We start from the raw sequence: 24928 nt of genomic DNA on the forward strand, positions 1-24928 counted from the left end.
AGGCGTTCGACTAGAGTAGGAGAGCGACTGGAAGACGGGCTTCACATTCAAGTCAAGCATATGGTATATTTTTCGCGGCGGCTGGATGACTGACCGCGGTTATGTCCGTGGGCACGAGTCCGTGCTCGACCATTGAGGTCTTACATATTCCATCCAGCCGCCCCTCATACTCTACAGCCTCTGATGACTACAAGACGCCTAAAAGACATTCATTCCGCCCATGAGTTAGCTCAAGCCGTAGGTGTGAGCGAGTCAAAAATATTCGAGTACGCAGTTTCGGATTATCAGGAAGGATTTTACGAAAAGCTCGAAATCCCAAAGCGTGGAAGAAATCGTAAAGGGGAATTTAGAGAAGTCTATAAGGCAAACCACAAGTGGGTCACCCAGCTTCACCGATCTGTTTCGATGTTGGTTACGAACAGTGCAAGCTTTGGTACGCACGTTCAAGGTTTTCTCAAGGGGCGCTCGACCCTAACTAACGCTGAACTCCACCTCCGTAAAAGCCTAATCCTTCATGCGGATATAAGAAATTTTTTCAACGTAATCACAGAACTACAAGTTGCAAAAGCTTTTTTAACAATTGGAGCGACTCCTGAAATCTCGAAATTACTAGCAAGGATTTCTACCATTGACGGATTCTTGCGTCAAGGAACTCGCTGCAGTCCAATAATTTCGAATCTAGTTTGCAAGGGGCTGGATCAAGCAATGCTAGATTTAGCCTCCACCCATGACTGTATGTATAGTCGCTATGCGGACAATATGACTATATCAGGGACGGAAATCCCAGATATTAGCGCCATTAGTACGATTGTTAAAAACAATGGATTTGAGCTTAGGGGGAGCGGCTGCTATATCCAGCGACGAGGCTCGAGACAGTTTGTCACAGGGCTATCCGTAGTTGATCGAGAAAGACCACGACTTCCAAAAAAATTGAAAAGCAGGCTTAGGCTTGCAGTTTACTACGCAAGCAAGTATGGAAAAGAACATTTTGAAAGAAGTAGGCACGTAGATACGGTCACACCCTCTTGGGCTCAGATGAAAGGCATGATAGCTTATGCACACTCAATCGAGCCGGATTACGCAGAAAAACTATGGAAGCTTTTGAGGCAGTCACGCTAGCGGATTGCGGTCTCGTAAGTGCTTTTCCCTTGTGACAATATTCTCGCCATATCTGATTCTCGTTTTTATATAGCCGATCTGGCCAACTGCAACTTGATCACCCGCGATGAAGCTAGCAGTTATTTTAGCGATAACATCCGCAAGTTCTTTAATTGCTGATGTTTTTCCAAAGCTGGCCTTTAGTATAGGGCTTTCGATTTCACGGTGATAGTTTTTAGCTACAAGTCTTATGGCGGCTTCTGAAAATCGTTTGGCGTTTACTTCAGCAGTGTAAAGCTCACAAATCAATTCGCGCTTGCTGCTTAATCTGTGAAGCAAGGGCAGTGTCTTAAACTCTAGTTCGTATCTAGCTTCATCCCATTTTTCAATATTTGTTTTTTTTGCGTAATAAATATAGGCAGAAAAGTCTGCCATAGCCAGGTTCTGAAGGAGGACATACGCTAACACCGGTTGCGCGACTATATTTTTTAGTGGCTCCCGAACAATCTCAGATCTATTCTCATCAGGGATTAATGCGCTCCGAGCAACTTGCTCTTTCCAAGACTGTACTTGATTAGATAATGCTTCAGGTTCGTCTGTTACAATTAATGCGGTAACTGCGACATCGCTCTGCTCTATACCAATATGCGAGAACGCAAGAGAGCAAGTGATTGGGGTGGCGCCCGAGGTTCCAATGCCGGATCGTTCGACTATCGCCTTTACTTCCTGCTGAGCAGCTATATCTTTGAAGGAAAACAATACCAATTTACGTTGAAGTGACCTTTTGTTGTAGGTGGCAGCTTGGCCCGCTCCTTCTCTTGCTATTCCTTTAAGAGCCTCCCATAAATCAGTAGCGCGATGTTCCGCCCTAAGAACTGTCTTAAGTTCATTGATTGCTGACGTGAGCAATGGTGCACCCGAAGTCATGACTCGTAAAGACTCTATATAAAGCCCTTGGAGAAATTCATATAATTCGTGCGGGGTCGTCTGGATCTGTGCGCTATCTAAAATCTTGCGTAGCACATCAATGAATTCCCTGAATTTTACGCTAGCCTGAGCTTCTATAGCCCAGAATGATTCGCTACTCTCGCTACTTCGAGCACTTTCACAGACAGTTTGAACATTTCTCAGAGATGAGCTGGAGATTTCGTCTGTTAGCGCCCCATAGGTGTCATTACGGTTTTCATTTTTTGAAATGATGTAGGTCTTCCAAGAGTTAACAACAACCTCCTTGAAATCTTCATTGGCTTTAGAAGCAGATATTATAAGGCGTCGCTTGACTTGAAAGTGCGCTTTCATCTGAATTGAAGTATCAAATTCGATGACAACATCATCAAGAGGAGCGCCCAGAGCGGCTTGTTGAAGACGTACGCTTTTAATTTTACTTTGTAATGGTGGCCTGACGGTCTCCGCCAGAAGAGCAGACATGAAATATGCAGCCACATGGCTTTCATAGACAAACCCGGCGCCACCGGTTAATTCGGTTGACTGAGACATAGTAGATCCATCTAGGATGTTTTAAAGGCCAATTCTATCTAATTCCGATTGTTCTAAGTTTCGAATTGACCACCTTTAATGCTATCAACCCTATCGAGAGCCTACTCCCAAATGGCTTAGGGCTTGGCGCTCTAGATCTTGCGAGTGCTTTTTACCACGGACGCAGTCCGAAATCCGCTTTTGGCCGATAGATGCCGGCTAGCAACGGTAGCCTTTCGTCGTTAGCTGTCGCTTACCGTAGGTGGAGAACGAGCCCCCTGCTCCAGGAAAGCATGAGAGGCAGCCATGCACTGAGGGCAATCGATCCCATTCTGGCGTTTCCGCCTTTATCAATGCTTATCTAGCCCCAAGTGCCGGGATAGCTTTAGAGATAGACGGATCATTACATAAAAATAAAAGCTCTATAGATCAGATAGTTAGAAACTTTTTCGACTCCTGGTGCCGCACCATACGCAGTACTCAAAAGGCTCACCGAAAGGTGGGCCTTTTTTGTTTTCGGTGCCACGAATACTTGAAGCCGACGCGATCGCTGTAGGAGCTGGCTTGCCTGCGATGGGCTGCGCAGCGGCCCCAGCAATCCCAGGAAAACACATTTTCTGGACATCAGCGCAGCTCAAAAAACAGACACGCCTTCAAGCAGAAACGCTTTGACTCGCCAATCAAGCCCCGCTACGATTTATCTTAAATTTTAGATAATTCTGCTGAGGCAAGCCAATGGCGCTTCAATTCCACGAGAGCCCTTTCCACGTTACGCACGATGCGGAAACGGCCAGCAAGATGGCCTTGAAGATGGACCTGTCCATCTTCATCACAGACTGCATCAAGAAAATGGGCCTCAAGCAGCACGAGGCCGCAGCCAGGCTGAACGTGACCCAATCCCGGGTATCCGAACTGGCCAATGGCAAAATCGAGAAATTCACCCTGGACGCCATGATGGATATGCTCGACAAGCTCGGCTTTCGCACCAGCCTTGTCCTGCCCTCGAACGAAACTGGCGCCCTTCCCCGGATTGTCATCTCGCAAGCGCCCGGCAGCTAAACCCTGTAGCCCATTTTTCTCAGCTCCAGCTTCAGCTCCTTCAAACGGTCCTCAGCGACCTGCATCGCATGCCGGTCGGAGCGGTTGGTCGTTTTCACAAACGAATGCAGCACAACGACCATATCTGCGTACTTGGCTACGTACACGCATCTGAATGCCGGGCTGCCGTTGATGATGAGCTCAATCGCGCCCGCTCCCACCGAGTCCGTCAGTGACTTGATCGACCGCTCCGGGTCCTGCCCGTACTGAATGCGCCGCAGGTCCTTGCCGAAGTCGTCCTGCACATCCTGTGGCAGGTCCTTGTACTCACGCTCAGCTGCAGCACTGACGAATGCAAACTTTCTCACAGCAGTACCCAGAAAAAACCACTAAAGGTGCGGACAGCATGGAAGCCAGAAGCTAGGGAATGTAGCGCAGCTGCATACGCCAGACGGCTGCAAAAACGTTTCTGGATTTAGCCCGTTGGACCCGACGGATTTCGTCGGCTTAAGGAGAAGTCCGATGCGTGAGCGCCCCCGCAGGACATGCTCGCCGCAAGCACGCTACCTGGCGAAGCTGGGACGGGTCATGCACGCCACCTTTCCCCCGCGCCCCCTTTCCCCGAGAGATACATTCGCCCATTCCCCATCTATAAGATATCTTTTAGTGGCATCTTACCATGCATAAGATGCCACAAAAATAAATCTTATAATCCTTAAAATGTTTATTAGTGTGCGTTTAGTGGTATCTTATCGTCTTTAGGATGTCGCCTGGTGCCACCTTATGAAAGACTTTTTCCCTGTGCAAAGTGCCTCTGTGCTTTACCGTATAGGCCTTCTGATGAAGGAGGCGCGTCTGCGCATGGGGATACGGCAGGCTGACCTTGCAGAGATGGCCGGAATTTCTCTCCGAGCTGTTCGTCACCTCGAGGGGGGGAAGGCTGAAGGTGTTTCGTTGCGCGATTTCATGCTTGCGCTGTTTACCGTCGGGATCTCCGACCGGGTTTTCCAAGCGTTGATCGATGACCCTACGCTTGATCTCAAATCTCTAGAAACCAACACGACCAGGCGGGTAAAGCTGCCACGCAGCAACGCGGAGGACTTCTGATGTCGCGCGCCTACATCTACATGGAGTGTCCGGAAACGGGTGAGACTGTGACGCTGGGTAGGCTGATCCTTGAGGGTCGCACGGGAACCTTCACCTATGCGCCGGAGATCGTGGATGCCAAGCGTTGGGTGCCTGACCCAATACGATATCCGCTCTCCGCTCGCCCCATTCAGGTACATAAGAATGGCGGCGTTCCCGGGTTCATTGATGATGCGATGCCAGATGGCTGGGGAGAACGGCTGCTGCGCCGCACCCAAAAGGGAGAACTCACTCCGATCCAGCTCCTGCTGCTATCTCCTAACGAAGATCGCGCCGGAAATATCATGGCTGGCGACGTTCGCACACCGAGACCGGGTATCGGCGAAAGGCCTATGAAAATGCTTGAAGCCAAAGGGCTCGATCACTTCATAGATGTTTGCGCTGCGATCTATGACAGTCAGCTGAGCGCTGAGCAGTTGGAGGCATTAAGAATACGGGATCAGCGCTCAGCGGTGGGGGGTGCCAGGCCCAAGCGCACGTACCGCTTTGATCACAAGCTGATTCTTGCTAAGCCACGCGACAGATTTGATGACTACGACCTGCCGAAATTTGAGCATGCCTGCATGACTTTTGCGGCTGCCAAGGGGATGAAGGTCGCCCGGACGGCCCTCCATAAAAGTGAAAAAGGCAACACGCTGCTAGTGGAGCGATTTGACCGAAAATGGTCAGAGAACGATGCAAGGTTTCGGCGCATCCCGATGCTGAGTGGCTTAACTCTTCTCGATGCCGAATGGCATGCGCCGAGCAATAAAGGGTGGATCTACGCGGCACTCGCCGATGAGCTGTACCGCAGGGGCGCGCCAGACGCTGATAGGCAGGAGCTCTACAGGCGAATGGCCTACAACGCTCTCGTAGGGAACAGTGACGATCATCCTCGCAACCACGCTGTGATCTGGCAGGAAGGGGCTTGGCGCCTCTCGCCTATGTATGATGTTGTTCCCGTACTGGGAGAGGGGCCTGCACAAGGGCTGTCGATGGATGTTGGTATCAACGGCCCCCTTCTGAGTCGAGCTAACCTGCTTAGCCAGCACAAGCATTTTGCGCTGGGGAAAGATGAGGCGGCAGGCATATTGGATGAGGTCGCTTCTTGGCATTCGGAGCTGATGGAGCACTATGCAGAGCATTTGGCTGGGGCTGAGCTGGATGCGGCGGTGGATGCAACAAGCAACGAGAGACTACTGGCTTAGGGGCAGGCTGCGAAGGCCTCTCCTGAAACCTTGATGCTTGCTTTATCGTCGAGCATCGCCTTGGTCGATAGCCCCAGCTTTGCTCGGCGATGCCTCGAGGGCAATCGGTTGTCTTGAGACCTGCCTGAACAGATGTAAACCTATTTCAGGACTAGACAGCCCCTCCCCTGCTGCGACAGATTGTCCGCACCTTCCAACACTTGTTCTCGCTCAATAAACCCTACATTCAAAGCGGCTATTCCTGCACCCGACGGCTTTCGTCGACTTAAGGAGAAGTCCCATGAGTGAGCAAGAAGGTGTAACCCTGACCCGCCGTGGCATGCTCGCCGGCAGCGTGCTGCTCGGCGTCGGTACCTCGGTGCTTGGCGTGGGCCTGGCCCATGCAGGCGCCCCCACTCCCGCCGCCGCCCCGGCCGTCGACCTGGCGAAGCTGGAACGGGTGAGCGTCGAGCTGGTGGCCCCGCCACACGTCCATCCGCACACGCAGCGTGCGCCGGACGAGCCGCGGATCGTCGAGTTCCGCATGGTCATCGAAGAGAAGGAACTGGCCGTCGACAGCGCCGGTGCCTACATCCACGCCATGACCTTCAACGGCTCGGTGCCCGGCCCGCTGATGGTGGTCCACGAGGGCGACTACGTGGAACTCACCCTGGTCAATCCGGCCAGCAACAGCATGATGCACAACATCGATTTCCACGCCTCCACCGGCGCCCTCGGCGGTGGCGAGCTGACCCATGTGAAGCCTGGCGAGCAGGTGAAGCTGCGCTTCAAGGCCGACCGCGCCGGGGTGTTCGTGTATCACTGCGCGCCTGGTGGGGCGATGATTCCCTGGCATGTGGTGTGCGGCATGAACGGGGCGATCATGGTCTTGCCGCGTGACGGTCTCAAGGACGCCGAGGGCCGGTCGCTGCAATACGACAAGGTCTGGTACATCGGCGAACAGGACTACTACATCCCCCGCGATAAGGACGGCAAGTACAAGCGCTACGCCAACCCCATGGCCAGCTTCGGCGACATGAGCCAGCTGATGAAAGGGCTGGTGCCGAGCCATGTGGTGTTCAACGGCAGCGTCGGTGCCCTGACCGGCAAGCAGGCGCTGACTGCCAAGGTCGGCGAGAGCGTGCTGATCGTCCACTCCCAGGCCAACCGGGACACCCGCCCGCACCTGATCGGTGGCCACGGCGACTACGTCTGGGCCTCGGGCAAGTTCGCCAACCCGCCGCAGCGCAACCTGGAAACCTGGTTCATCCCCGGTGGCGCGGCGGGGGCGGCGCTGTACACCTTCCGCCAGCCCGGCCTGTACACCTACCTCAATCACAACCTGATCGAGGCGGTGATGCTCGGTGCCGCCGCCCATGTGCAGGTCGAGGGGCAGTGGAACGACGACTTGATGAAGCAGCTAGAAGCGCCTGGGCCGATCCGCTAGCGATCGACGATAGGCTGCGCACCGCTGGCGACCTCGGCGGTGCGTGACGGGTAACCGCGTCACCGAATCGCACCCATTCGCCGGAACATTCACTGACCATCGGCGAATACCCCTACAGCTCTCGCTGGTGTCAGCGCCTTACCGTTGCCCGTCCAACGGCTACCTGCGAGAACCGATTCATGAACAAGAAGACTTTCGCCCTCCACGGCCTGGCCCTAGCGCTGCTGGCCAGTGCCGTCCCGGCGCTGGCCGATGACACCACCTACCTGGCGCTGCGCCTGCAGGGCGCCGAGCACAAGCTCGCCGATGCCAAGCTCACCAGCCCTCGTGTCGATCAGCGTATCAAGAGCCCGGGCAGCGACCGCGACCTCAACGGTGCCATCGCCCTGGGGCAGCATTTCGACGGGGGATGGCGCGTGGAAGTCGAATACACCATGCGCAAGAACAGCCAGTTCGACTCCTACTGGTCGCCCTTCGATGCCAACGTCAACCGCATGAAAGTCGACAGCCAGCGGCTGATGCTCAACGGCTACAAGGATTTCGCCCTGACCGACGTGCTCTCGTGGTACCTGAGCGCAGGCGCGGGCCTGGCCCATGTGCAGTCCGAGGGCTATCAAGGCAACCCGTCGCGGCAGTTCGCCCGCAACGGCCAGAACAACCTGGCCTGGAGCCTGGGCCTGGGCCTGGACTACGCCCTCAGCGACAGGATCACCCTGGGTGGTGGCTATCGCTATGTCGACATGGGCAGCATCGAGACCGGCCGCAATACCTTCGCCAACCGCATCAATGCCCGTGACGAACAGCTCAAGGGCAAGCTCAGCGAACAGAGCCTGTTCGTCGAAATGCGCATCGGCCTCTGACGGGACCTACCGGCCCTGCAATACCTTGAGCGCCGCTTCGGCCAGGAAGCCCGAGCGGCTCTTGTGCTCCGGATGGTTCTGCACGTAGCTGTCGATACGGGTGAGCAGGTAGGCCGGCAGGGTGATGTTGAGCTTTTCGGCCTTGCCCAGGTAACGGGTGATGTCGATATCGATCAGCGCCCAGGTGCAGCCGGCGTAGGCCGGGTTGGCCGCATGCACGGTGACCGTGCTGGCCTTGGGGATTTCCTGCTCGTCCTGCGCCAGCAGTTCGAGGTGGCCTTCGATCGCCTCGCGCGCCATGGCGATGGCGTTGTCGAGGTCGTCGCCGGCCGAGAAGCAACCGGGAATGTCCGGGACTTCCACGCCCCAGGCGTGCTGGTCGTCACCGGGGAGGATCGCGATGGGAAACAACATGGCAGTGGGTCTCCTCGTCAGCTGACATAACCGATCCGCGCCTGGCGCAGGATGCTGGCGGCGGTGGCCGGCAGCAGGTCCTTCTTCGGGTGCGGGATGGTCACCAGCCCGGGTTTGTCGGGGTGCTTGAAGTGGTGGTGGCTGCCTTTCGAACGCACCAGGTACCAACCATCCGCCTCGATCACCGAAATCATTTCACGGCTGTTCATGGACCCATTCCTTGGGCTAGCCGAATGGTGGTTAGTATAACCACCCAATCAGCATTATCAACACCATACCCACTGCGGCGACGAGCGGGCGATCCGAGGGCAAGTATGGTGAGGGGAATCGGAGACAGGACCAGAGAAGTGATGCGGGATCTTGCCGGCGGCAAAGCCCGCCAACGCCCCTAGCGACGCGCCTGGCGCCGCTGCTGCCGATACTCCGCCAGTCGCATGCGCATTTCCCGATAACGCCGGCTGTTCAGTAGCAGCAGGGCCACCAACGCCGCCAGCAGGCTGCCGGTGTAGATGAACAGGTTCGGTCTGTGCCCGTAGATAGGCAAGGTGATCAGCATGCAGGCGACGCACATCCCGGCCACCAGCCACATCCCCCAGGCTCGCCCACGTACCACGGCACCATGGCCCAGGGGGAACAGGCCATCCTGGGAGCAACTTCGACAATAGGCACTCCAGGCCAGGGCAAAGGTCCAGGCAACGGCGATGATCGAAGCGAAGAATGCACCGATGAAAACGCCGAAGTAGCGTTGGAGAAAATCCTTGAGTTGCATCTGACGCGTCATGCGTCAGCGCCTCAGCTGACGCAGCTCGATCAGGCGCTGACGCATTTCCCGATGGCGGCCACTGTTGAAGACCAGCAGCGCAAGCAGAGGCAGCACCAGCATGATCGCCAGCATCACGGCATTCAAACCGCTGCCGACCAGGCTCAGCGTCATCAACAACGTCACTACCGGCACGGGCAGGACCAACCACATGGCCCAGGTGTAGCCACGGACCATCGCCAAGTGCCCGGCACACAGCAACAAGGTGGATACGGCACTGACCGCCAAGGTGTACGAAGGGTTGTCCGGGTGATGACGCCAATGGCTATCTATCCACTGGGTCGATGACAACGCCGCCGATATCACGCACATGAAAAAACCCAGCAAGAACGTCGCGAAGTAACGACGCATGAAGGCCTGGAAGTCTGCCGGCGTCATCATCATTCGATTTCCTCGTAGAGCCCCACGGCGATGCTCTGTACCGTTGCACTGCCAGCCAGTCCCAAGGTGGCGCCTAGCGAGTCGCGCATCAGGGTCTGCGTGGCATGGCTGATCTCGGTCGGCGTATAGCGCTTGGTCATGGTCCCGGCCGCCTGCTGCAACTTGATCTGCTTGGCCGTCAGGCTCGGATGCTTGATCGACAGCAGTTCATCGGTCAGCGCCTTGCGCTGCTGGCGACTGAGGCTCTTGGACAGTTCCAGCCAGCTACGCCCGGTTGCGGCCCTGTGTACCTGGAGGTACTTCAACGTGCTAAGCCCCGACGCGCCGACACCCAGCAGGGAAACACCATCAAGTACTTTCGAGGCGGCTTGATACCACTGGCTTTCATCCAGGGCATCGTTGGCCGCCGGGTTGGTCACTTCACGCACCGTGCGCATGACACCGATACTGCACTGGACGCTACTGGCGGTGGCGGCAGCGCCACCGACGTAGGTCAGCACCAGGCTGGTGCCACCGGAAAATGGCGCGGCAATGGTGCCACTGAACACCACGAACCAGCCGATCACGGCACCGGCACAGGAGAGCGTGGTGTTGACCGCCTCCTTGACCACCCGCGACTCGCGCGGGTTGTGCTGCAACTGCTGGGTGTACTGGTCGGGTGTCTGGTACTTCTTGATCTCGCGCAGGATCACGCGCTTGGGGCGGATGCTGCAGATCGGCTGGAACTCACGCAAGGTGATGACGTTGTAGTCGGCGTCGATGTACACCACGCCCGCCCCGACGATTCGTGGATCGGCATCGATGGCGGCGAACATCTGCGGCAGGTTGATCCGCCCCTGGATGCGCTGACGCGCCATGAACTGCGAAGTATTGCCCAGGCGGGTGGAAAGCAGGTCTGTCACGAATCGGTTTCCTTGCACAGGAATCAGAGCCTTGGGGGCAGACCTTGGAAGGTCTTGGCGATTTTTTGCGACATGGCCGCTTCAACTCAAGATTGTCGGGGCTGCTTTGCAGCCCTTTCGCGACACAAGGCCGCTCCTACAGGACGGCGTCGCGAAAGGGGCGCAAAGCGCCCCTGGCGCGGTATCAAACGTTCGGGCAAGGCACCGGTGCCCAGTCGCCCATGTCCGGGTTGCGGCACATGGCGTTGACCTGGTCCACGCCCGCCTTGGCCACCTGCTGGGCCTCGACCTTCTTGCCGTTGGCGTTCTGCAGGGTCTTCTCGGTGGCCACGGCCTCTTGCGGCACCTTGCTGTTGGCCTTGGCCGGCTGGACCTTCTTCACGTCCTTCTTCTTGCCGGTGCTCGCCACTTTCGGCGGCTCGGCCACGGCGACCACGTCGGTACGCGCCACGCCGACCTGCTTGAGGTCCTGCTCGTAGGCCTGGGTGTAGTTGTTCAGGTTCTCACCCAGACGACCGTTGACGGTGCTCAGCAGGTTGTTCGACTCCTGCAGGCCGGCGACGATCTCGGCCAGGCGCTTGCGGCCTTCGGCGTCGTTGATGCGGCCCGACTTGCGGTTCTGGATCAGGCTGGCGAACTCGCGCTGGTAGCAGGCCTGGGACGACTTGGCGTAGGCCGTGGTGCGGTCCATGTCGGCGGCACTCTTGTCGATGTCGGTGGCGTACGAGGCGATGCGCTGCTTGTCGTCGCTGATCTGCTTCTGGCGCTCGGTGTAGTAGCCCGCCGCGCCGCCGACCAGGGCACCGCCAGCGGCGCCGATGGCGGCGTTGCGGCCACGGTTTTCCTTGTCGACCAGGGCACCGGTCAGGGCACCGCCGACCGCGCCGAGCAGCGCGCCGGTGGCGACCGAGCGGGTCATGTCACCGTCGGTGGAACGCAGGTGCTGCACCGGCTCGTAGCAGTTGGGGTAGTACTCGACCTTGGTCGTGGCGCCGACCTTGGACGCCGGCGAGCTGGCGCAACCGCTCAGCAGCACGGTGCTGAAACCTGCGGCCAGCAGCAGCGCGGTACGGGCCTGGGATGCGGTGATCAGGGGTTTGCGGGTGAACATGGTCTGGTTTCTCTTCTTGGGTTTCTCGGTGTCCGGGGGCCTCGTGCCCCCGGGAGTCCTTGCTACGGAAGCTGTCCTTAGGGTCGCGGGGCGGCGGCCGATGCCAGCAGCTCCTTGAGGATCGTCGCCGGATCGGCCCGCCGGTTCTGGCGGTACTCCCCGACGTGGCGGACGAACAGGGTGGCGCGGGTCACCAGGCTGTTGCCCAGGACCGGCTTGCGATTGAGTTCCTCCTTGACCCGCTGGAACTGCGCCTGGATCACCGCATCGGTGTAGCGCGTGCCGCTGGACAGGTTGTCGACGTAGATCGCCACGGCGCCGTCGAGGGCGGCGCGGCCATTGGCGATGGCGGCGCCGTACATGCGCGCGCTGGTCTGGTCGCCCGCGGCCTCGGCCTTGGCCTGGGTGTTCTGCAGATTGGTCAGGCGAATGTTGTAGTTGTTGATGGTCTCGGCGACCAACGCGGCGGACTGGATCAGGTTGCCGGCGGCCTCTTCACGCTGGCGGGCGATCAGCGAGACGTTGCGCTTGAGCTCTTCGTTGACCAGGCCGAGCTCGGCCTGCTGGCGCGGGTCGGTGGCGGCGGCGATGATGCTGTCCAGGCGCTTGGTCGGGTCCTGGGCGGCATCGATATCGTCGGTCAGGCCGGCCAGACGGCCCTCCTTCTGCCACTGCTCGAACAGCTCCTGGTAACGCGAACGCGGCGCCGACAGCGCGCCGATGGCCAGGCGAAAACCGGTGGTTTCGTTGCGCTGCTCGGTGCCGTCGGTGCCGAACAGCGGGTACTCGCGGCGCATGCCGGTGAACAGGGTGCCCTCGCCTTCGAGGTAGTTGCCGCCCTTGACCACGAAGCCGCCGTAGGCGCCCTGCAGGCGCCCGGCGTTGACCAGCTGGAACGACTCCTGGACCATTTCGGCGGCGTTGCCGATCACGTCGAACAGTCCCAGCGGGTTGGGCTGTCTGCTGCCGATCGGCATCAGCCGCGCCGCCTGCCCGGTGCCGCCAGCGACCTGGTTGAACACCGCGAAGTCGGCCAGCGGCCCTTCGCTGTCGGCGCCTTCGACCTTGCGCGGGAACAGCCGCCCTTCGAGCTCCTGGCGGCTGACCGCCGAACCGCCGCGAGCGGCGAACTCCCACTCCACTTCGGTGGGCAGGCGCACGAAACCGGTACCACCGTCCTCGGCATTGCCGCCCCGGCCACTGACCGGCAGCAGGTCGCGGTGGTGCTTCATCAGCCAGGCGCTGTAGACGGCGGCAAAGCGCTCGGCCTCGAAGCGCGACAGCTTGACCTTGGGCAGGCGCCCCGCCATCTCGTTGTTCGCTTCGCAGGCCGGCGCCGCCTCGCCATTGGCCAGAGACTGAGCCTGGGCCATCACCTGGGCGTACTGGCGGGCCGTCACTTCGTACTTGCCGATGAAGTACATCATTGGCGTCAGCGGGCTGCCTTTCTCGACCTTCGGCAGGCTCGGGCCTACCGCTTTCTGCCACTGCGGCGCCAGGTCCTGCAGGCTGAACTGGCCATTGATGAAGTCGCGCCGGTAGCCGGAGATGAACGACTGCTTGTAGCCGGCCTCGCCCTCGCTGAACGGATAGCCGAGATTGACCTCGCGATCATCGAGACTGCCCTGGGCCAGCACGTAGACGCTGCGAAACACCAGCTCGCCGCCGCAGGGCAGCGGCAGGCTGACATCGCCCGGCAACGGCTTGGGGTTGTCGAACTTGCCGTCGGTCCCGGAGTGGGACGGCGCAGCCGGCTTGGCCTTGTCGTCGCCATCGGCCTGGGAGCAGGCGCCCAGGGTCAAGGCGGTGAGAATCAGGGCAACGGCCCCGAGGCGACAGTCAGACATCACGGATTCCTTGGCTGGCCTCGATGCGCGCCACTCGCCAGCCGCCAAGGGCGGCGGCGACGGTGCTGGCCAGCAGCACGGCGCACAGCGCAACGAGGTAATGCATGGGCAGCAGATGGCTGGCGAACTCGCCGGGCACCTGCATGAAAAGTCGATTCAGGCCGTGCTCGGCCAGCAGGTACAAAAGCCCCGCCAGGATCGCGGCGAGCACACCGCTGTAGAGCGCCTGGAGCATCACGAACAGCAGCAGCGCGACGGTGCCGAAACCGAGCAGGCGCAACACCGCCAGCTCGCGCTGCTTGCGCTCCACCGCCGCCACCGCGCCCGCGGCGATGGCCGCCACGGCGCCGGCCACGGCCAGGCTGGCGATGATCCAGAACACCAGGTCGAGGTTGCGGCCCAGCGACTGCACCTGGGTGATCTGCGCGGCCTGGGTCGAGACCAGCAGCTTGCGCTCGGCGAAGAAGCGACGCAGCGGCTCGACATCGCTCAGCTCGCGGGCGTACAGGCGAAACGCCGGGTACACCCGCTTGATTTCGCCGGCCTGCCCTTCGCCTTGCCAGTCCAGCGCCGGCACGGCTCGGCCATCACGGTAGTCCTCCACCGCTTCGAGCAGCGCCAGCGGCGCGAACAGGCCATCGCGCTCGAAGGCGGCCAGCGGCAGCACGGCGACCACCTGCAGGCGCGTCTGGCGCCACTGCACCTGACCCGCTTGCTGGCGGCTGAAGCTGGCCCATAGCTCGTCACCGGCCCCGGCGCCGAGCTTCTCCGCGGCGGTGAAGCTCAATACCACCTGTCGCAGCTCGCTGGGTGGCGCGACCTGCTGCAACAGCGGGTCGCCCTCGGCGGTGGGCAGCATCTCGACCGTGACGCCGCGCCCCTGGGCGGGCAGCAGCAGCTCGGCGGTCGCGGCGATCTGCCGGGTGCGCGGGATGGCGAAAGCCACGCCCGGGCGCTGCGCCAGCTCCTGGATGAATTCGCCGCGAAAGCGCCCACCGCCCAACGGAATGATCTCGCGCACGCCGGGGTCGCGCTGCAGGCGCTCGGTCAGACTGCCGATCAAGCCGAATTTCAGCCCGAACAGCACGAGCAGCGGCGCGATCACCGCCACCAGCGCCAGCACCGCGCACGCCGACAGCCGCGCGTCGTTGCGGTAGTCCTGCCAGGCCAGGCCGGCGATCAGCCACGGGCGCATCAGGCGGCCCGCTCCAGGGTCGCGGTGACGCCGCCGTCGGCATCGCGCTGGCAGGCCATGCGCAGCACGCTCAGCCCGGCATTGCGCGCCAGGGCCTCGTCATGGGTGGCGACCACGCAGGTCAGCTGGCGCGCTTGCGCCTCGCGCAGCAGCAAGCCCATCACCCGTTCGGCGTTCACCGGGTCCAATGCCGCCGTTGGCTCGTCGGCCAGCAACAGCGTCGGCCCATGGGCCAGGGCGCGGGCACAGCTGACCCGCTGGCGCTGGCCCAGGGACAGGGTCGCGGGCTTCTTGCCCAACTGATCCTGCACATCCAGCGCCGTGGCCAGGCGTTCGACGCTGCCGTCGTCGCCAAGGCCGAGCAGTTGACGCGGCAAGCGGATATTGCCGCGCACATCGAGAAAGCCCAGCAGCCCGCCCGCCTGCAGCACATAGCCAAGGTGACGGCTGCGCCAGCTCGCCAGGCGGTCGAGCTGCCGGGCGCGCCACAGCCCGGCGATATCCTCGCCGCCCAGGCTGAAGCCCTCGGCCACATCCGGCGCCAGCACCAGCGCCAGCAGGTCGAGCAAGGTGCTCTTGCCGCAGCCGCTGGGGCCGACCAGCGCCACCCGCTCGCCCACGGCCAGGTGCAGCCGGTCGACCCGCAGGCTGTAACGCTGGGCGCCCTGCCCGCGCGTCTTGCGCACCCCGTCCAGGCGGATCATCACGGCAGCGTCGCCAGCGGGACACGGTACAGGGCGTCACCCGGCTCGGCATTGCCGAAGCGCACCCAGTTGGCCATGTCGTTGTGGAAGGTTTCGTACAGGCGGATCTTCGAATCCAGTTCGTCGATGAAGTCTTCCTGCTCGGCCACCGACAGCGACAGCCACAGGTCCTGGGTCATGCTCAGGGACTTGCTGCGATACGGCAGGCCCTCGAGGTATTCGCCGAGCACGCCGCCCTGGGCCAGGTTGGCGCCCTTGCGCAGGGCGCCGGGATCGCGGCTCATGTAGGCGCTGGCGCTGGCGATCTCGTTGAAGAAATCGCCCGGCGAGCTGCGGGTCTTGCGCGCGGCGTCGACGATCAGCTTGAGCGACTGCTGCAGGTCGTTGAGCTGCAGCTTGGTGAGCATCACGCATACCTGCAGGGTCGGCAGCGCCGGGTTGGTCAGGTCGCGGTCGGCGGTCCAGGCACTGACCAACCGCGGTGCCTGGCTGGCGCCGTGGCGGCCGAGGAAGTCCATGTGCATGGCGTAGCCAATGGCCTGGGACTTGGCCGCCAGGCTCGAGGCCGAGGTCAGCAGCGGCACCGGTTGCGGCTGCTGGTTGCGCACCTGGTGCACCAGCTCGGCGAAGGTCGAGCCGATCTCGCGCACGCGGTCGCCGAACACACCGACCTCGCCCCCCGGGACGCCGACGTAGAGGTCGCCGATCTGCGGGTTGCTGTCGGCGGTGAGCACGCGGTACTGGCTCTCGGCTGAACCGTGGTTCTTCACCCCGGCCGGGGTGCGCAGGTGCAGGGCGTAGATCTTGATCTGCTTGCTCAGCGCGGCCTGGCGCACTTCGGCCTCGTTCATCTGGGTGCTGCTGAACGGGTCGTTCTTGCGCAGGGCGCCGGCGTCGCTGACCAGCAGGATCAGGCGCCCGCCGTAGCCGGACCAGTCCATGCCCTCGACGGCCTGCATCACCCCGGCGAAGGCGTCCTCGTTGAACGAGTGGCTGGACACGCTGGTGGCCTTGACCTGCGCGGCGGCCTTGAGGAAGCGCGCCGGATCGCGGCCCTCCTCCAGGCTGACCAGGGTCTTGCTCAGGTAATCGAGCCCGGGGGTGCGCTTGACGCTGTTGCGAAAGCCCACCAGGCCGAAGCTGACGCTGTCCAGCTCGCCCCGGGCCGCCAGTTGCTGCTGCAGTTCGCTGACCACCTGGCGCACCCGGTCGATGTATGGCTGCATGGACACCGAGGTGTCCACCACCAGGACGATGCCGGTGCGGAAGCTGTTGTCGCCGACCGCCGCCACGCCAGCCGCCTTGGGCGCGCTGTCGCGGGCGCTGGCACCGGGGTCGATGGAGGCGATGTTGAGCAACTGCACCGGCTGGCCATCCGCGTCGAAGCTTTCGCGGTAGTCGAAGATCGGCATCAGGTAGAACTGGTTCTGCGGCACGGCGCTGGCCGCCGGCTCCAGGGCCATTACCTGGGGCACCTGGTCGGGGTGGTTCTGCGCCTTGAGCAGGCTGTCGCGGGCCTTGCCGGTGTCGTCGAGCAGCTGCTGCACATCGTTGGCCTGGCGCATGAACATCACCGGCGAACGCCCGGAGCGCTCGGTGAACTTGAGCACCAGGCTCTGCTTCCAGTCGCTGGTCTGATCGACCGGCAACCAGCCGTCGCGCTGCCCATCGCTGGCGGCGCCGACCTGCAGCCAGGGCTGGCCGCCGACATCCTGGCGCTGGTAGACGTAGAGCACGGAGAAGGCCGGCAGCTTTTCGCCGGAGGCGTCGCCGGGCTGGGCCATCAGTTGCGCGTCGGGCTTGGTCAATACGCGCTGGAACAGCGTCTGCTTGCCGGGCATCAGCAGTGGGCGACCCTCTTCCGAGGCCGCGACGGTCGGCACCTTGGACTCGGCGGGCGCCTCCTGCACCACCGGCGCTGCAGGCGCGGGCGCGTCGTCGCCGCCAAGCAGCCAGAAGAATGCACCACCCAGCCCCAGCGCCGCCGCGATGGCCACCGCCAGCACGGCCTTGGCCGGCTTGTTGGAGGCGGACTTCACCACGGGCGCAGGCTTGGCCTCAGGCTGCCTGACAGGTTCGGCAACGGCCTGCGGAACATCGATGGACACCGGTTGCGCGATGGCCGGCACGGGGATCGGCAACGGACGGACCAATGTGCTGTCGTTGTCCTCGACCGGCGCCTGCACCGTCAGGCGGTCCAGCGCGGCCAGCAACGCCGCCGCATCGGCGAAGCGCTCGCTGGGATCCTTGGCCAGCAGGCCACGCAGGATGTCCTGGTAGCGGCCATGCTCGATGGGCAGTTCCGGCAGCGGCTCGGTCAGGTGCGCCAGCGCCGTGGACAGTGCGTCGGTGCCGTTGTACGGCAGCTTGCCGACCAGGATCTCGTAGAGCACCACGCCCAGCGCGTACAGGTCGGCGCGGCCGTCGATCTCCATGCCGCGCGCCTGCTCCGGGCTCATGTAGCTCGGCGTGCCGACGGCGAAACCGGCCTGGGTGAACTGGGTGCGGTCATCCAGCGACTTGGCGATGCCAAAGTCCGACAGCACGGCGGTGCCGTCGGCGCGGAACAGGATGTTGGCCGGTTTGACGTCGCGGTGCACCAGGCCCTGGGCGTGGGCATAACCCAGCGCCTGGGCGATCTGGCGCACGTAGGCCAGCCCCTGCTCGGGCGTCAGCCCGTCGGCGATGCGCTCCTTGAGCGTGCCGCTGGGCAGGTATTCCATGGCCATGTAGTACAGCTCGCCGACATTGCCGATGTCGTGGATGGTGGCGATGTTCGGGTGCGCCAGCCGCGCCAGGGTACGGCCCTCGCGCAGGAAGCGTTCGCAGAAGGTCGGATCGGCGGCCAGGCTCGCCGCCATGATCTTCAGCGCCACCTTGCGCTCCAGGGAACGCTGGGTGGCCAGGTACACGCTGGCCATGGCGCCCTGGCCAAGCTCGCCGTCAATATCGAATCCGGGGATGTGCATGTCCATGATGTCTTCAGCTCACCTTCACGACCACGGCGGTGATGTTGTCCGGCGCGCCTCGGGTCAGGCCCAGGTGCACCAGGCTGCGCACCACCTCGTAGGGGTCGGCGTGGCCGAGCACCTCGGCGATCTCGTGGTCCTCGGCGGTCTTGTTCAGGCCATCGCTGCACAGCAGGTAGGTGTCGCCGGGCCGCACCTGCAGAGACACCGCCTGCAGCGTCAAGTCGTCCTCGACGCCGATGGCGCGGGTGACGATGTTGCCGCGTGGATGCACCCGCGCCTCGGCCTCGTTGAGCAGGCCGCTGTCCTGCAGCTCCTGGACGTAGCTATGGTCGTGGCTCAGGCGCTCGATGCGCCCGTCGCGCAGGCGATACAGGCGGCTGTCGCCGGCCCACAGGCCGATGGCCTGGTCGCCACGGGCAGCCAGCAGCACCACGGTGCTGCCCATCATCGCCACGCCACGACGCACGGTTTCCTCGCGCACGATGCCATTGACCCAGGACAGACCGTCGCGCACCTCGCCGATGAAGTCGTCGAGCGAGTCCAGCATCGGCAGGCTGCGCAGGCTGTCCACCGCCAGGCTGCTGACATAGTCGCCCGCCGCATGGCCGCCCATGCCGTCGGCCACGGCCCACAGCCCTGCCCAGCTCAGGTCCAGACAGGCGTCCTCGTTGATCTTGCGCACCATGCCGACATGGCTGTAGCTGGCCGCGTTGTACTGCAGATCGGTCATGCGTTCGCTGCCTCGCTACCCAGGAGAAAGCCGGCGAAATCCTCGCTGCGCGGCAGGCCCGCGCAGCGCATCAAACCCGGGGCAATACATTCGGAGCCTCTGCCCCACCACAAGCTCATGCCCTCGCAGGCGCACTCGGCCAAGGCCAGTGCCCGTCCCTGCGGCGTGGTCGCGTCCAATCGCTGCACCCCACCCACCGTCACACGCGGCCCTTGTAGGAGCGGCCTTGTGTCGCGAAAAGGCTGCAAAGCAGCCTCAAGGCCCTCAAAGGCAGCACCCGGCTCAAGCGTCGCCAGCAATGCCTCCTCGATCGCCTCGAACCACTCCTCGACCCCAGCCACCACCGGCGCCAGCGGCTGTCCCGGCTCCAGCACCTGGGCCACGGTCAGCGGAAAATACCGCCCGACCCGGTCGATGCTCGGCATCAACACCCCAACCACCGCGTCCGGCCCGCACACACCCGGCGCCAGGGCAAACCGCCACAACGGGCTCACCAGATAGGCCTCGAGCCAGCGCTCGCCCAGCACCTGCTGGCTGGTCTGCATGCCCGCCGCCAGCCACTGGTCCCAGGGCTGGATGAACGTCTGTGGCAAGCCACGGCTGACGAAGTCGCCGCGGCTGGCCAGTTTTCCGTAGAAACCCACGTCGCTCACAGATGCTCCGGCAGGCTGAAACCGCTGAGCACTCGGCTGCGGAAGGGGTTGAAGGCGCTGCTGGCACGCAGCTCGTAGGACACGCTGGCGCCATCGACGCGCAGGCGCAGGTTGAAACGCTCCGGCGAGCTGCCGGCCACCAGGTCGGACTGGTCGAGCAAACGGAACCAGGCCCACGGCCCCTCCACGGTCAGCCCGGAACGCCCGGAGGCCGAGGGTGGCGAGATCGACAGGCGCACCACGCCGATGCTGTTGGGATTCGGCCACTGCAACGCCACCGGCCGGCTCGGGCCGTGGTCGTAGCTGACCTGCTGGCCATCGAGGTCGAGCAGGAACTGGGTGATGGTCGCGTCCATCGCCACCGGCTTGAGCTCGAAGCGCACGCCCGGCTGCACACCGTTGCTGTTGCGGAAGAACGCGTCGCGGATGCTCGCCGCGCGCTGGAAGGTATGCAGCACGTTGCTGTTGATCCCCAGCTTCTGCGCCGCGCCCGGCTGCCAGCTCCACGGCGTGCTCGAGGTGTTGACGTAGGGTTGCAGGTACTTGCGGAAGTAGTTGTCCATCACCCCGCCGACGCCGAAGAACTGGCCGAAGTCTTCCAGGGTGGCATCCCGCGAGCTGCCGGCCGCCAGCGGGTAGCGCCCGCTCAGGGACTGGCGGTAGACGTTCACCACCTCGCTGGTCCAGGCGGCGTTGAGCTGGTTGCGCACGCCGCCCATGACCAGGTTGTGGGTCGAGCCGAGCACCGAGCTCACCAGGTTCTGCACCACCTTGGGCTGGCGCGCGGCTCCCAGGGCGACACGCTGGGCGGCGGCCTGGGCCTGGTTCTTGGCTTCGCCCAGCAGCGCATCACCACTGGCGCCAACCATGGCGCTGACCTGCACATAAAGGGCGTTGAGGTCGGTGAGCAGGCCGTCGATGGCGGCCGGCTGCCCTTCGCCGGTTTCCACCAGCGCGGCCAGCTCGGCGAAGTGCGCGGTCACCGGGTCGACCTCACGGGCAGCCGGGTTGTCGCTGGGCAGCGGCGTATCGCCGAGCAGGCCGCCAAGACGCTGGCGCAGCTGATCGACGCCAGCCTGCTCGGCCTTGGCCTGGACCTTGTCGAGGGTGGTCGGCTGCGCCAGGTTGGTTTCCTTGGCGACCGCCTGCAGCAGTTTCTTCATCGGCGAGGTCGGGCCGGACAGCACCCGCAACACATCAGCGGCCTGACCGACGCTGGTGATCGGTACGAAGTCCAGGTCCGCCAGCAACGCATCCCAATGCCGGATGTAGTCCTGGTAGTACAGCTGCAGCACATCGTCGGCCAGGCGCTTGGCATCGCCCGACTCGCTGGCCTCGCGGCCCAGCACCCAGCGCTCCTCGGCCAGGGTCTCGCTGTGGGCCAGGCTGGCGGCGAGGAACGCCTTGCGGTAGCCCTCGGCGGTGAAGATGCCCGGCAGCGGCTCGCTCAGCGGCTTGCCGTTCTTGAAGCGGAACACCAGCGCGGCGTCGCGGCCGGCGGCGTCGCTGACCCGGAAGTCGCCGACCCCGGCCGGCAGCTTCTGGCGCTTGACCCGGTCGTAGACACGCTGGGCCACCGGCAGCTGCTGCAACTGGCGACGGGTGTCATCGATCAGGCGCTGGTCGAGGCGGGCATTGGGCGGACGCTTGTCGAACAGCGCCGCCAGGTGCTGCTCCAGGGCCTGGCGCAGGTCCGGCGCCAGGTCGCGGGGCAGGCTGCGCTCCCAGTCGAGCGTGACCCAGGCCTTGATGAACTCGGCGTCGTAGTGTTCGCCGTCGGCCAGCATCAGGTAGGCCTTGAGCCCCTCGTAGAGGTAGTCGGACGGGCCGCCGGCGTACAGCTGCTCCTCGATGCGGGTGACCAGGCGCGGTGCGAAGATGGCAATCAGCAGCTTGCGGTAGACGCTGTCTGATTCGCCTTCGAGCATGTCGCCCTGGTACAGCCCCAGGCCCTCGGCCCAGCCAGGCGGATCCTCGGCCAGGCGACGCACGCCGTTGAGCAACGGCAGCACGTCGACCACGTTGCGCTGGGCCGGGCTCAGCTCCTGCACGCTCTTGCCCAGTGGCTTGAGACGGCCGTCGACTTCGGCGATGTACTGCTGGTTGGCGCGGTAGCTCAGGGTCCACAAGGTGCCGACCACCAGCACCAGGGCCACGCTCAGGGCCAGGGCGCCACGGGCGATCCACTTGCGTCGCTGCTCGACCTTGGGGTTGCTGCCGACCAGGCCGCGCTCGGCGAAGGCCACGGCGCTGAACAGCTTCTCGATGAAATAGCTGCGCCCGGTGCCGTTCTGCCGCGCCAGGTGAGCACGGTCCAGGCCCATGCTCTGGGCCATGCTGCCGATCAGGCGGTCGATGGGGCTGCCTTCCTGGGTGCCGCTGGTGAAGTACACGCCGCGCAGCAGGGCGCGCGCCTCGAAGGCGTTGGGCTTGAAGATGCCGTCGAGGAAGGTCTTGAGGTTGCCGCGCAAGGCGGCGAACTGCTGGACGAAGCCATAGACCAGGTCGCGCCGCGCCGGGTCGCGCTCCTGCTGCAGACGCTCGACCAGACGCTGGTTGAGGCGCTGCTCGAGCAGGGCGAACTCACCGCCGAACTGCGCCAGCGGGCCATCGCCTTGCTGACCGTCGTCCAGCGGGAAGGTCATGCCCCACACCTGGGCACGCTCGTCCTTGCTCAGGTTGTCGAAGAACTCCATGAAGCCCGGTACCAGGTCGAGCTTGGTCAGCATCAGGTAGATCGGGAAGCGCACGCCCAGCTGGCTGTACAGCTCCTGGATACGGGTGCGGATCGCCGCCGCGTGGGCGGCGCGCTCGGCGTCGCTGCCCAGCAGCAGGTCGGACAGGCTGATGGCGATGAAGGCGCCATCGATCGGGCGGCGCGAGCGCTGGGTCTTGAGCAGGTCGAGAAAGCCCAGCCAGGCGGCCTTGTCCACCTGGGCATGGCTGTCCTGGGTGGTGTAGCGACCGGCGGTGTCCAGCAGCACGGCCTGGTCGGTGAACCACCAGTCGCAGTTGCGCGTGCCGCCGACGCCGCGGATGGCGCCCTCGCCCAACTGCGCCGCCAGCGGGAAGTGCAGGCCGGAGTTGACCAGCGCGGTGGTCTTGCCCGAACCAGGCGGGCCGATGATCACGTACCACGGCAGCTCGTACAGGTTGCGCCGTTCGTCACCGCCCAGGCGCGCCTTCTTCAGCAGCACCAGGGCCTCGTCCATGCGCTGGCGCAGGGTCGCCAGCTCTTCGGCGGTGGCCACGCTGGCAGGGTCCGGCGCCGTCTCGGCGGCCAGGCTCTGCATCACCTTGGCCGCCTGGCGCCGGGCCTGGACGATGCGCCACACGCGGTAGGCGATCCACACCGCGAACAGCAGGACGATCAGCACCAGACGCGGCGCGGCCGGCACCAGCGCATCGAGCAGCGGGCCGAGGAACCAGATGATCAGACTGAGGGCGAGCAGCCCCAACACCGGGACCACCCAGCGAATGACAAAACTGAAAAACGCCTTCACTCGACGCCCTCCGCCAGAACGGTGATTTCAACCCGGCGATTCTTCGCCCGGCCCTGCGCGCTGTCGTTCGACGCCAGCGGCTCGGTGTCGCTCAGGCCCTGCGCGGTGAAGCGCTCGGGCTGCCCGGTGCGGGCGGCGAGGATGTCCTTCACTTCCTCGGCGCGGGCCTGGGACAGCGCCCAGTTGGAGGGGAAGCGCAGCGTGGCGATGCGCTGGTTGTCGCTGTGGCCGGTGACTTTCACATTGCCTTTCACTTTCGCCACCGCCTCGGCGATGCGCAGCATCAGCGGCTGGAAGTCGCCCTTGATGCTGGCACTGGCCGAGGCGAACAGCTCGTCGCCACGGATGGTCACCACCGAGCGGTCCACCGCGTCCTGCACGGCGACCCGACCGGCCTTGATGTCCTCGGCCAGGAAGCCGGCCAGGCGCGGGCGCTCGACCGGCTTGGGCTGCACCACCGGGCGATCCATGGCCTGCACCGGGATCTCGCCCAGGGCGTGGATGCCACGGAACACCGGCTCGGCGTCGGCGGCCAGTTTCAGGCGCAGGCCGAACAGCACCAGCAGCAACAGCGCCAGGGCCACCGCCAGGCCGACCCAGGGCGGCACGAACTGCGCCAGGCGATCGCGGGTCACGGTGACGCCGCGCCAGTGCGGCGACAGCTCGCGCTCGATCTCGCCACGGGTGCTGCGGATGGTCGCGGCGGTGCGTTCGCGCAAGGCTTCGAGCTGGGCGCGACCATCGTTCATCACCCGGTAGCGGCCTTCGAAGCCAAGGCTGGTGCACAGGTACAACAGCTCCAGCAGATGCAGGCGCTCACGCGGGCTCTGCAGGCAGTGCTCCATCAGCTGGAACACCTTCTCGCCGCCCCAGGCCTCGTTGTGCACGGTGATCAGCAGGCTCTGCTTGCCCCAGTCGCTGGCGCTGCCCCATGGCGTGCTGAGCACGGCTTCATCGAGCGCCGTGCACAGCGCGTAACGCGCCAACAGCACCTCGTTGCGCGGTACCCCGGCGGCCTCGGCGCGCTCCTCGAACTGGCGCAGGTAGGCCAGCAACTGCGCGCGCAGGCTGGCCGGCGCCGGGTGGGCGATGGTGTTGCGCAGGCGCGTCAGCAGCGCGAGCAATGGGCCGGCCGCCTGTTCCAGCGGGTTCAGGCCCGCGGCCTGGCCCGCTGCCAGCGGCTCGGCGGGCACGTTCAACGGCGGCGGCGCTGCCTGGGCCGAGGCGGCCGGCTGCGGGCCTCGGCCACCGGGGCGCGGCATGAACTGGGTGCGGTCGTTGGCCAGCGGATCGTCCGATTGCATCGCGGCTTAGTCTCCGGTCCTTGGATAGGGGGTGGCATCGGGGGCCGCGTTGCGGCCCTTTCGCGACACAAGGCCGCTCCTACAGGCGTTCGCGCTCCCCTGTAGGAGCGGCCTTGTGTCGCGAAAGGACTGCAACGCGGTCCCGGCATTATCAAGTCGAG

The 24928-nt window shown here is 63.4% G+C and carries 22 protein-coding genes; 6 read left to right on the forward strand and 16 right to left on the reverse strand.

Annotation, left to right across the window (positions count from 1 at the left end):
* The first annotated feature begins 183 nt into the window (after positions 1-183).
* Positions 184-1119, forward strand: coding sequence for a reverse transcriptase family protein (locus N5D48_RS09630; RefSeq protein WP_279883510.1), 936 nt, complete (start codon positions 184-186; stop codon positions 1117-1119).
* Here the strand turns inward: N5D48_RS09630 and N5D48_RS09635 are convergent.
* Positions 1111-2595 carry a hypothetical protein gene (locus N5D48_RS09635; RefSeq protein WP_279883513.1) on the reverse strand — a complete coding sequence of 495 codons (1485 nt, stop codon included), beginning with the start codon at positions 2593-2595 and terminating at the stop codon, positions 1111-1113. The two genes, N5D48_RS09630 and N5D48_RS09635, sit on opposite strands and share 9 nt — an antisense overlap.
* A 714-nt stretch (positions 2596-3309) precedes the next feature.
* Here N5D48_RS09635 and N5D48_RS09640 point away from each other — a divergent pair.
* A complete protein-coding gene (locus N5D48_RS09640; RefSeq protein WP_279883516.1) occupies positions 3310-3633 on the forward strand; it encodes a helix-turn-helix transcriptional regulator in 324 nt (107 codons plus the stop codon).
* Here N5D48_RS09640 and N5D48_RS09645 read toward each other — a convergent pair.
* On the reverse strand, positions 3630-3980 hold the full coding sequence (locus N5D48_RS09645; protein ID WP_279883519.1) for a type II toxin-antitoxin system RelE/ParE family toxin: 351 nt from the start codon (positions 3978-3980) through the stop codon (positions 3630-3632). The genes N5D48_RS09640 and N5D48_RS09645 overlap by 4 nt on opposite strands.
* A 415-nt stretch (positions 3981-4395) precedes the next feature.
* Between N5D48_RS09645 and N5D48_RS09650 the strand changes: the two genes are divergently transcribed.
* The 4 genes from N5D48_RS09650 (at position 4396) to N5D48_RS09665 (ending at position 8231) form a co-directional block, all read left to right on the forward strand.
* Entirely contained in the window at positions 4396-4719 is a 324-nt protein-coding gene (locus N5D48_RS09650) for a helix-turn-helix domain-containing protein (RefSeq protein WP_279883522.1), read from the forward strand.
* Positions 4719-5945: a type II toxin-antitoxin system HipA family toxin gene (locus N5D48_RS09655; RefSeq protein WP_279883524.1), complete on the forward strand. Its 1227-nt coding sequence runs from the start codon at positions 4719-4721 to the stop codon at positions 5943-5945. Before N5D48_RS09650 ends, N5D48_RS09655 begins: the two co-directional genes overlap by 1 nt.
* 280 nt (positions 5946-6225) lie before the next feature.
* Positions 6226-7371, forward strand: coding sequence for a copper-containing nitrite reductase (nirK, locus tag N5D48_RS09660; protein ID WP_279883528.1), 1146 nt, complete (start codon positions 6226-6228; stop codon positions 7369-7371).
* A gap of 179 nt (positions 7372-7550) precedes the next feature.
* Entirely contained in the window at positions 7551-8231 is a 681-nt protein-coding gene (locus N5D48_RS09665; protein ID WP_279883530.1) for an outer membrane beta-barrel protein, read from the forward strand.
* A gap of 6 nt (positions 8232-8237) precedes the next feature.
* Here the strand turns inward: N5D48_RS09665 and N5D48_RS09670 are convergent, their stop codons facing one another.
* The 14 genes from N5D48_RS09670 to N5D48_RS09735 form a co-directional block, all read right to left on the reverse strand.
* Positions 8238-8645 (reverse strand): type II toxin-antitoxin system HicB family antitoxin, encoded by a 408-nt coding sequence (locus N5D48_RS09670; RefSeq protein ID WP_279883532.1) that lies wholly within the window; start codon positions 8643-8645, stop codon positions 8238-8240.
* Between the two features lie 17 nt (positions 8646-8662).
* On the reverse strand, positions 8663-8854 hold the full coding sequence (locus tag N5D48_RS09675; RefSeq protein ID WP_279883534.1) for a type II toxin-antitoxin system HicA family toxin: 192 nt from the start codon (positions 8852-8854) through the stop codon (positions 8663-8665).
* A 179-nt stretch (positions 8855-9033) separates the two neighbouring features.
* On the reverse strand, positions 9034-9426 hold the full coding sequence (locus N5D48_RS09680) for a hypothetical protein (RefSeq protein WP_279883536.1): 393 nt from the start codon (positions 9424-9426) through the stop codon (positions 9034-9036).
* A gap of 3 nt (positions 9427-9429) precedes the next feature.
* Entirely contained in the window at positions 9430-9846 is a 417-nt protein-coding gene (locus N5D48_RS09685) for a hypothetical protein (protein WP_279883538.1), read from the reverse strand.
* Positions 9846-10703 carry an NAD synthetase gene (locus N5D48_RS09690; RefSeq protein ID WP_279883571.1) on the reverse strand — a complete coding sequence of 286 codons (858 nt, stop codon included), beginning with the start codon at positions 10701-10703 and terminating at the stop codon, positions 9846-9848. Before N5D48_RS09690 ends, N5D48_RS09685 begins: the two co-directional genes overlap by 1 nt.
* A gap of 229 nt (positions 10704-10932) precedes the next feature.
* Complete coding sequence (tagQ, locus tag N5D48_RS09695; RefSeq protein ID WP_279883540.1) at positions 10933-11859, reverse strand: type VI secretion system-associated lipoprotein TagQ; 927 nt, start codon at positions 11857-11859, stop codon at positions 10933-10935.
* A gap of 77 nt (positions 11860-11936) precedes the next feature.
* Entirely contained in the window at positions 11937-13706 is a 1770-nt protein-coding gene (locus N5D48_RS09700) for an SUMF1/EgtB/PvdO family nonheme iron enzyme (RefSeq protein WP_279883541.1), read from the reverse strand.
* Positions 13699-14901, reverse strand: a complete 1203-nt coding sequence (locus N5D48_RS09705) for an FtsX-like permease family protein (protein ID WP_279883543.1) — start codon at positions 14899-14901, stop codon at positions 13699-13701. Before N5D48_RS09705 ends, N5D48_RS09700 begins: the two co-directional genes overlap by 8 nt.
* The gene (locus tag N5D48_RS09710; protein ID WP_279883573.1) at positions 14901-15605 is read right to left on the reverse strand and encodes an ATP-binding cassette domain-containing protein; all 705 of its coding nucleotides are present in this window, start codon (positions 15603-15605) and stop codon (positions 14901-14903) included. The genes N5D48_RS09705 and N5D48_RS09710 overlap by 1 nt, the downstream gene beginning before the upstream one ends.
* Positions 15605-18580, reverse strand: coding sequence for a serine/threonine-protein kinase (locus N5D48_RS09715; RefSeq protein ID WP_279883545.1), 2976 nt, complete (start codon positions 18578-18580; stop codon positions 15605-15607). The genes N5D48_RS09710 and N5D48_RS09715 overlap by 1 nt, the downstream gene beginning before the upstream one ends.
* A 7-nt stretch (positions 18581-18587) precedes the next feature.
* Positions 18588-19307, reverse strand: coding sequence for a protein phosphatase 2C domain-containing protein (locus N5D48_RS09720; protein ID WP_279883547.1), 720 nt, complete (start codon positions 19305-19307; stop codon positions 18588-18590).
* Positions 19304-19960, reverse strand: coding sequence for a type VI secretion system-associated protein TagF (gene tagF / locus N5D48_RS09725; RefSeq protein WP_279883549.1), 657 nt, complete (start codon positions 19958-19960; stop codon positions 19304-19306). Before tagF ends, N5D48_RS09720 begins: the two co-directional genes overlap by 4 nt.
* A complete protein-coding gene (tssM, locus tag N5D48_RS09730) occupies positions 19957-23463 on the reverse strand; it encodes a type VI secretion system membrane subunit TssM (protein ID WP_279883551.1) in 3507 nt (1168 codons plus the stop codon). The genes tagF and tssM overlap by 4 nt, the downstream gene beginning before the upstream one ends.
* Positions 23460-24767: a DotU family type VI secretion system protein gene (locus N5D48_RS09735; protein ID WP_279883552.1), complete on the reverse strand. Its 1308-nt coding sequence runs from the start codon at positions 24765-24767 to the stop codon at positions 23460-23462. Before N5D48_RS09735 ends, tssM begins: the two co-directional genes overlap by 4 nt.
* Positions 24768-24928: the final 161 nt, after the last annotated feature.

It is taken from the genome of Pseudomonas sp. GD03858, from assembly GCF_029840925.1.
GTDB lineage: Bacteria > Pseudomonadota > Gammaproteobacteria > Pseudomonadales > Pseudomonadaceae > Aquipseudomonas.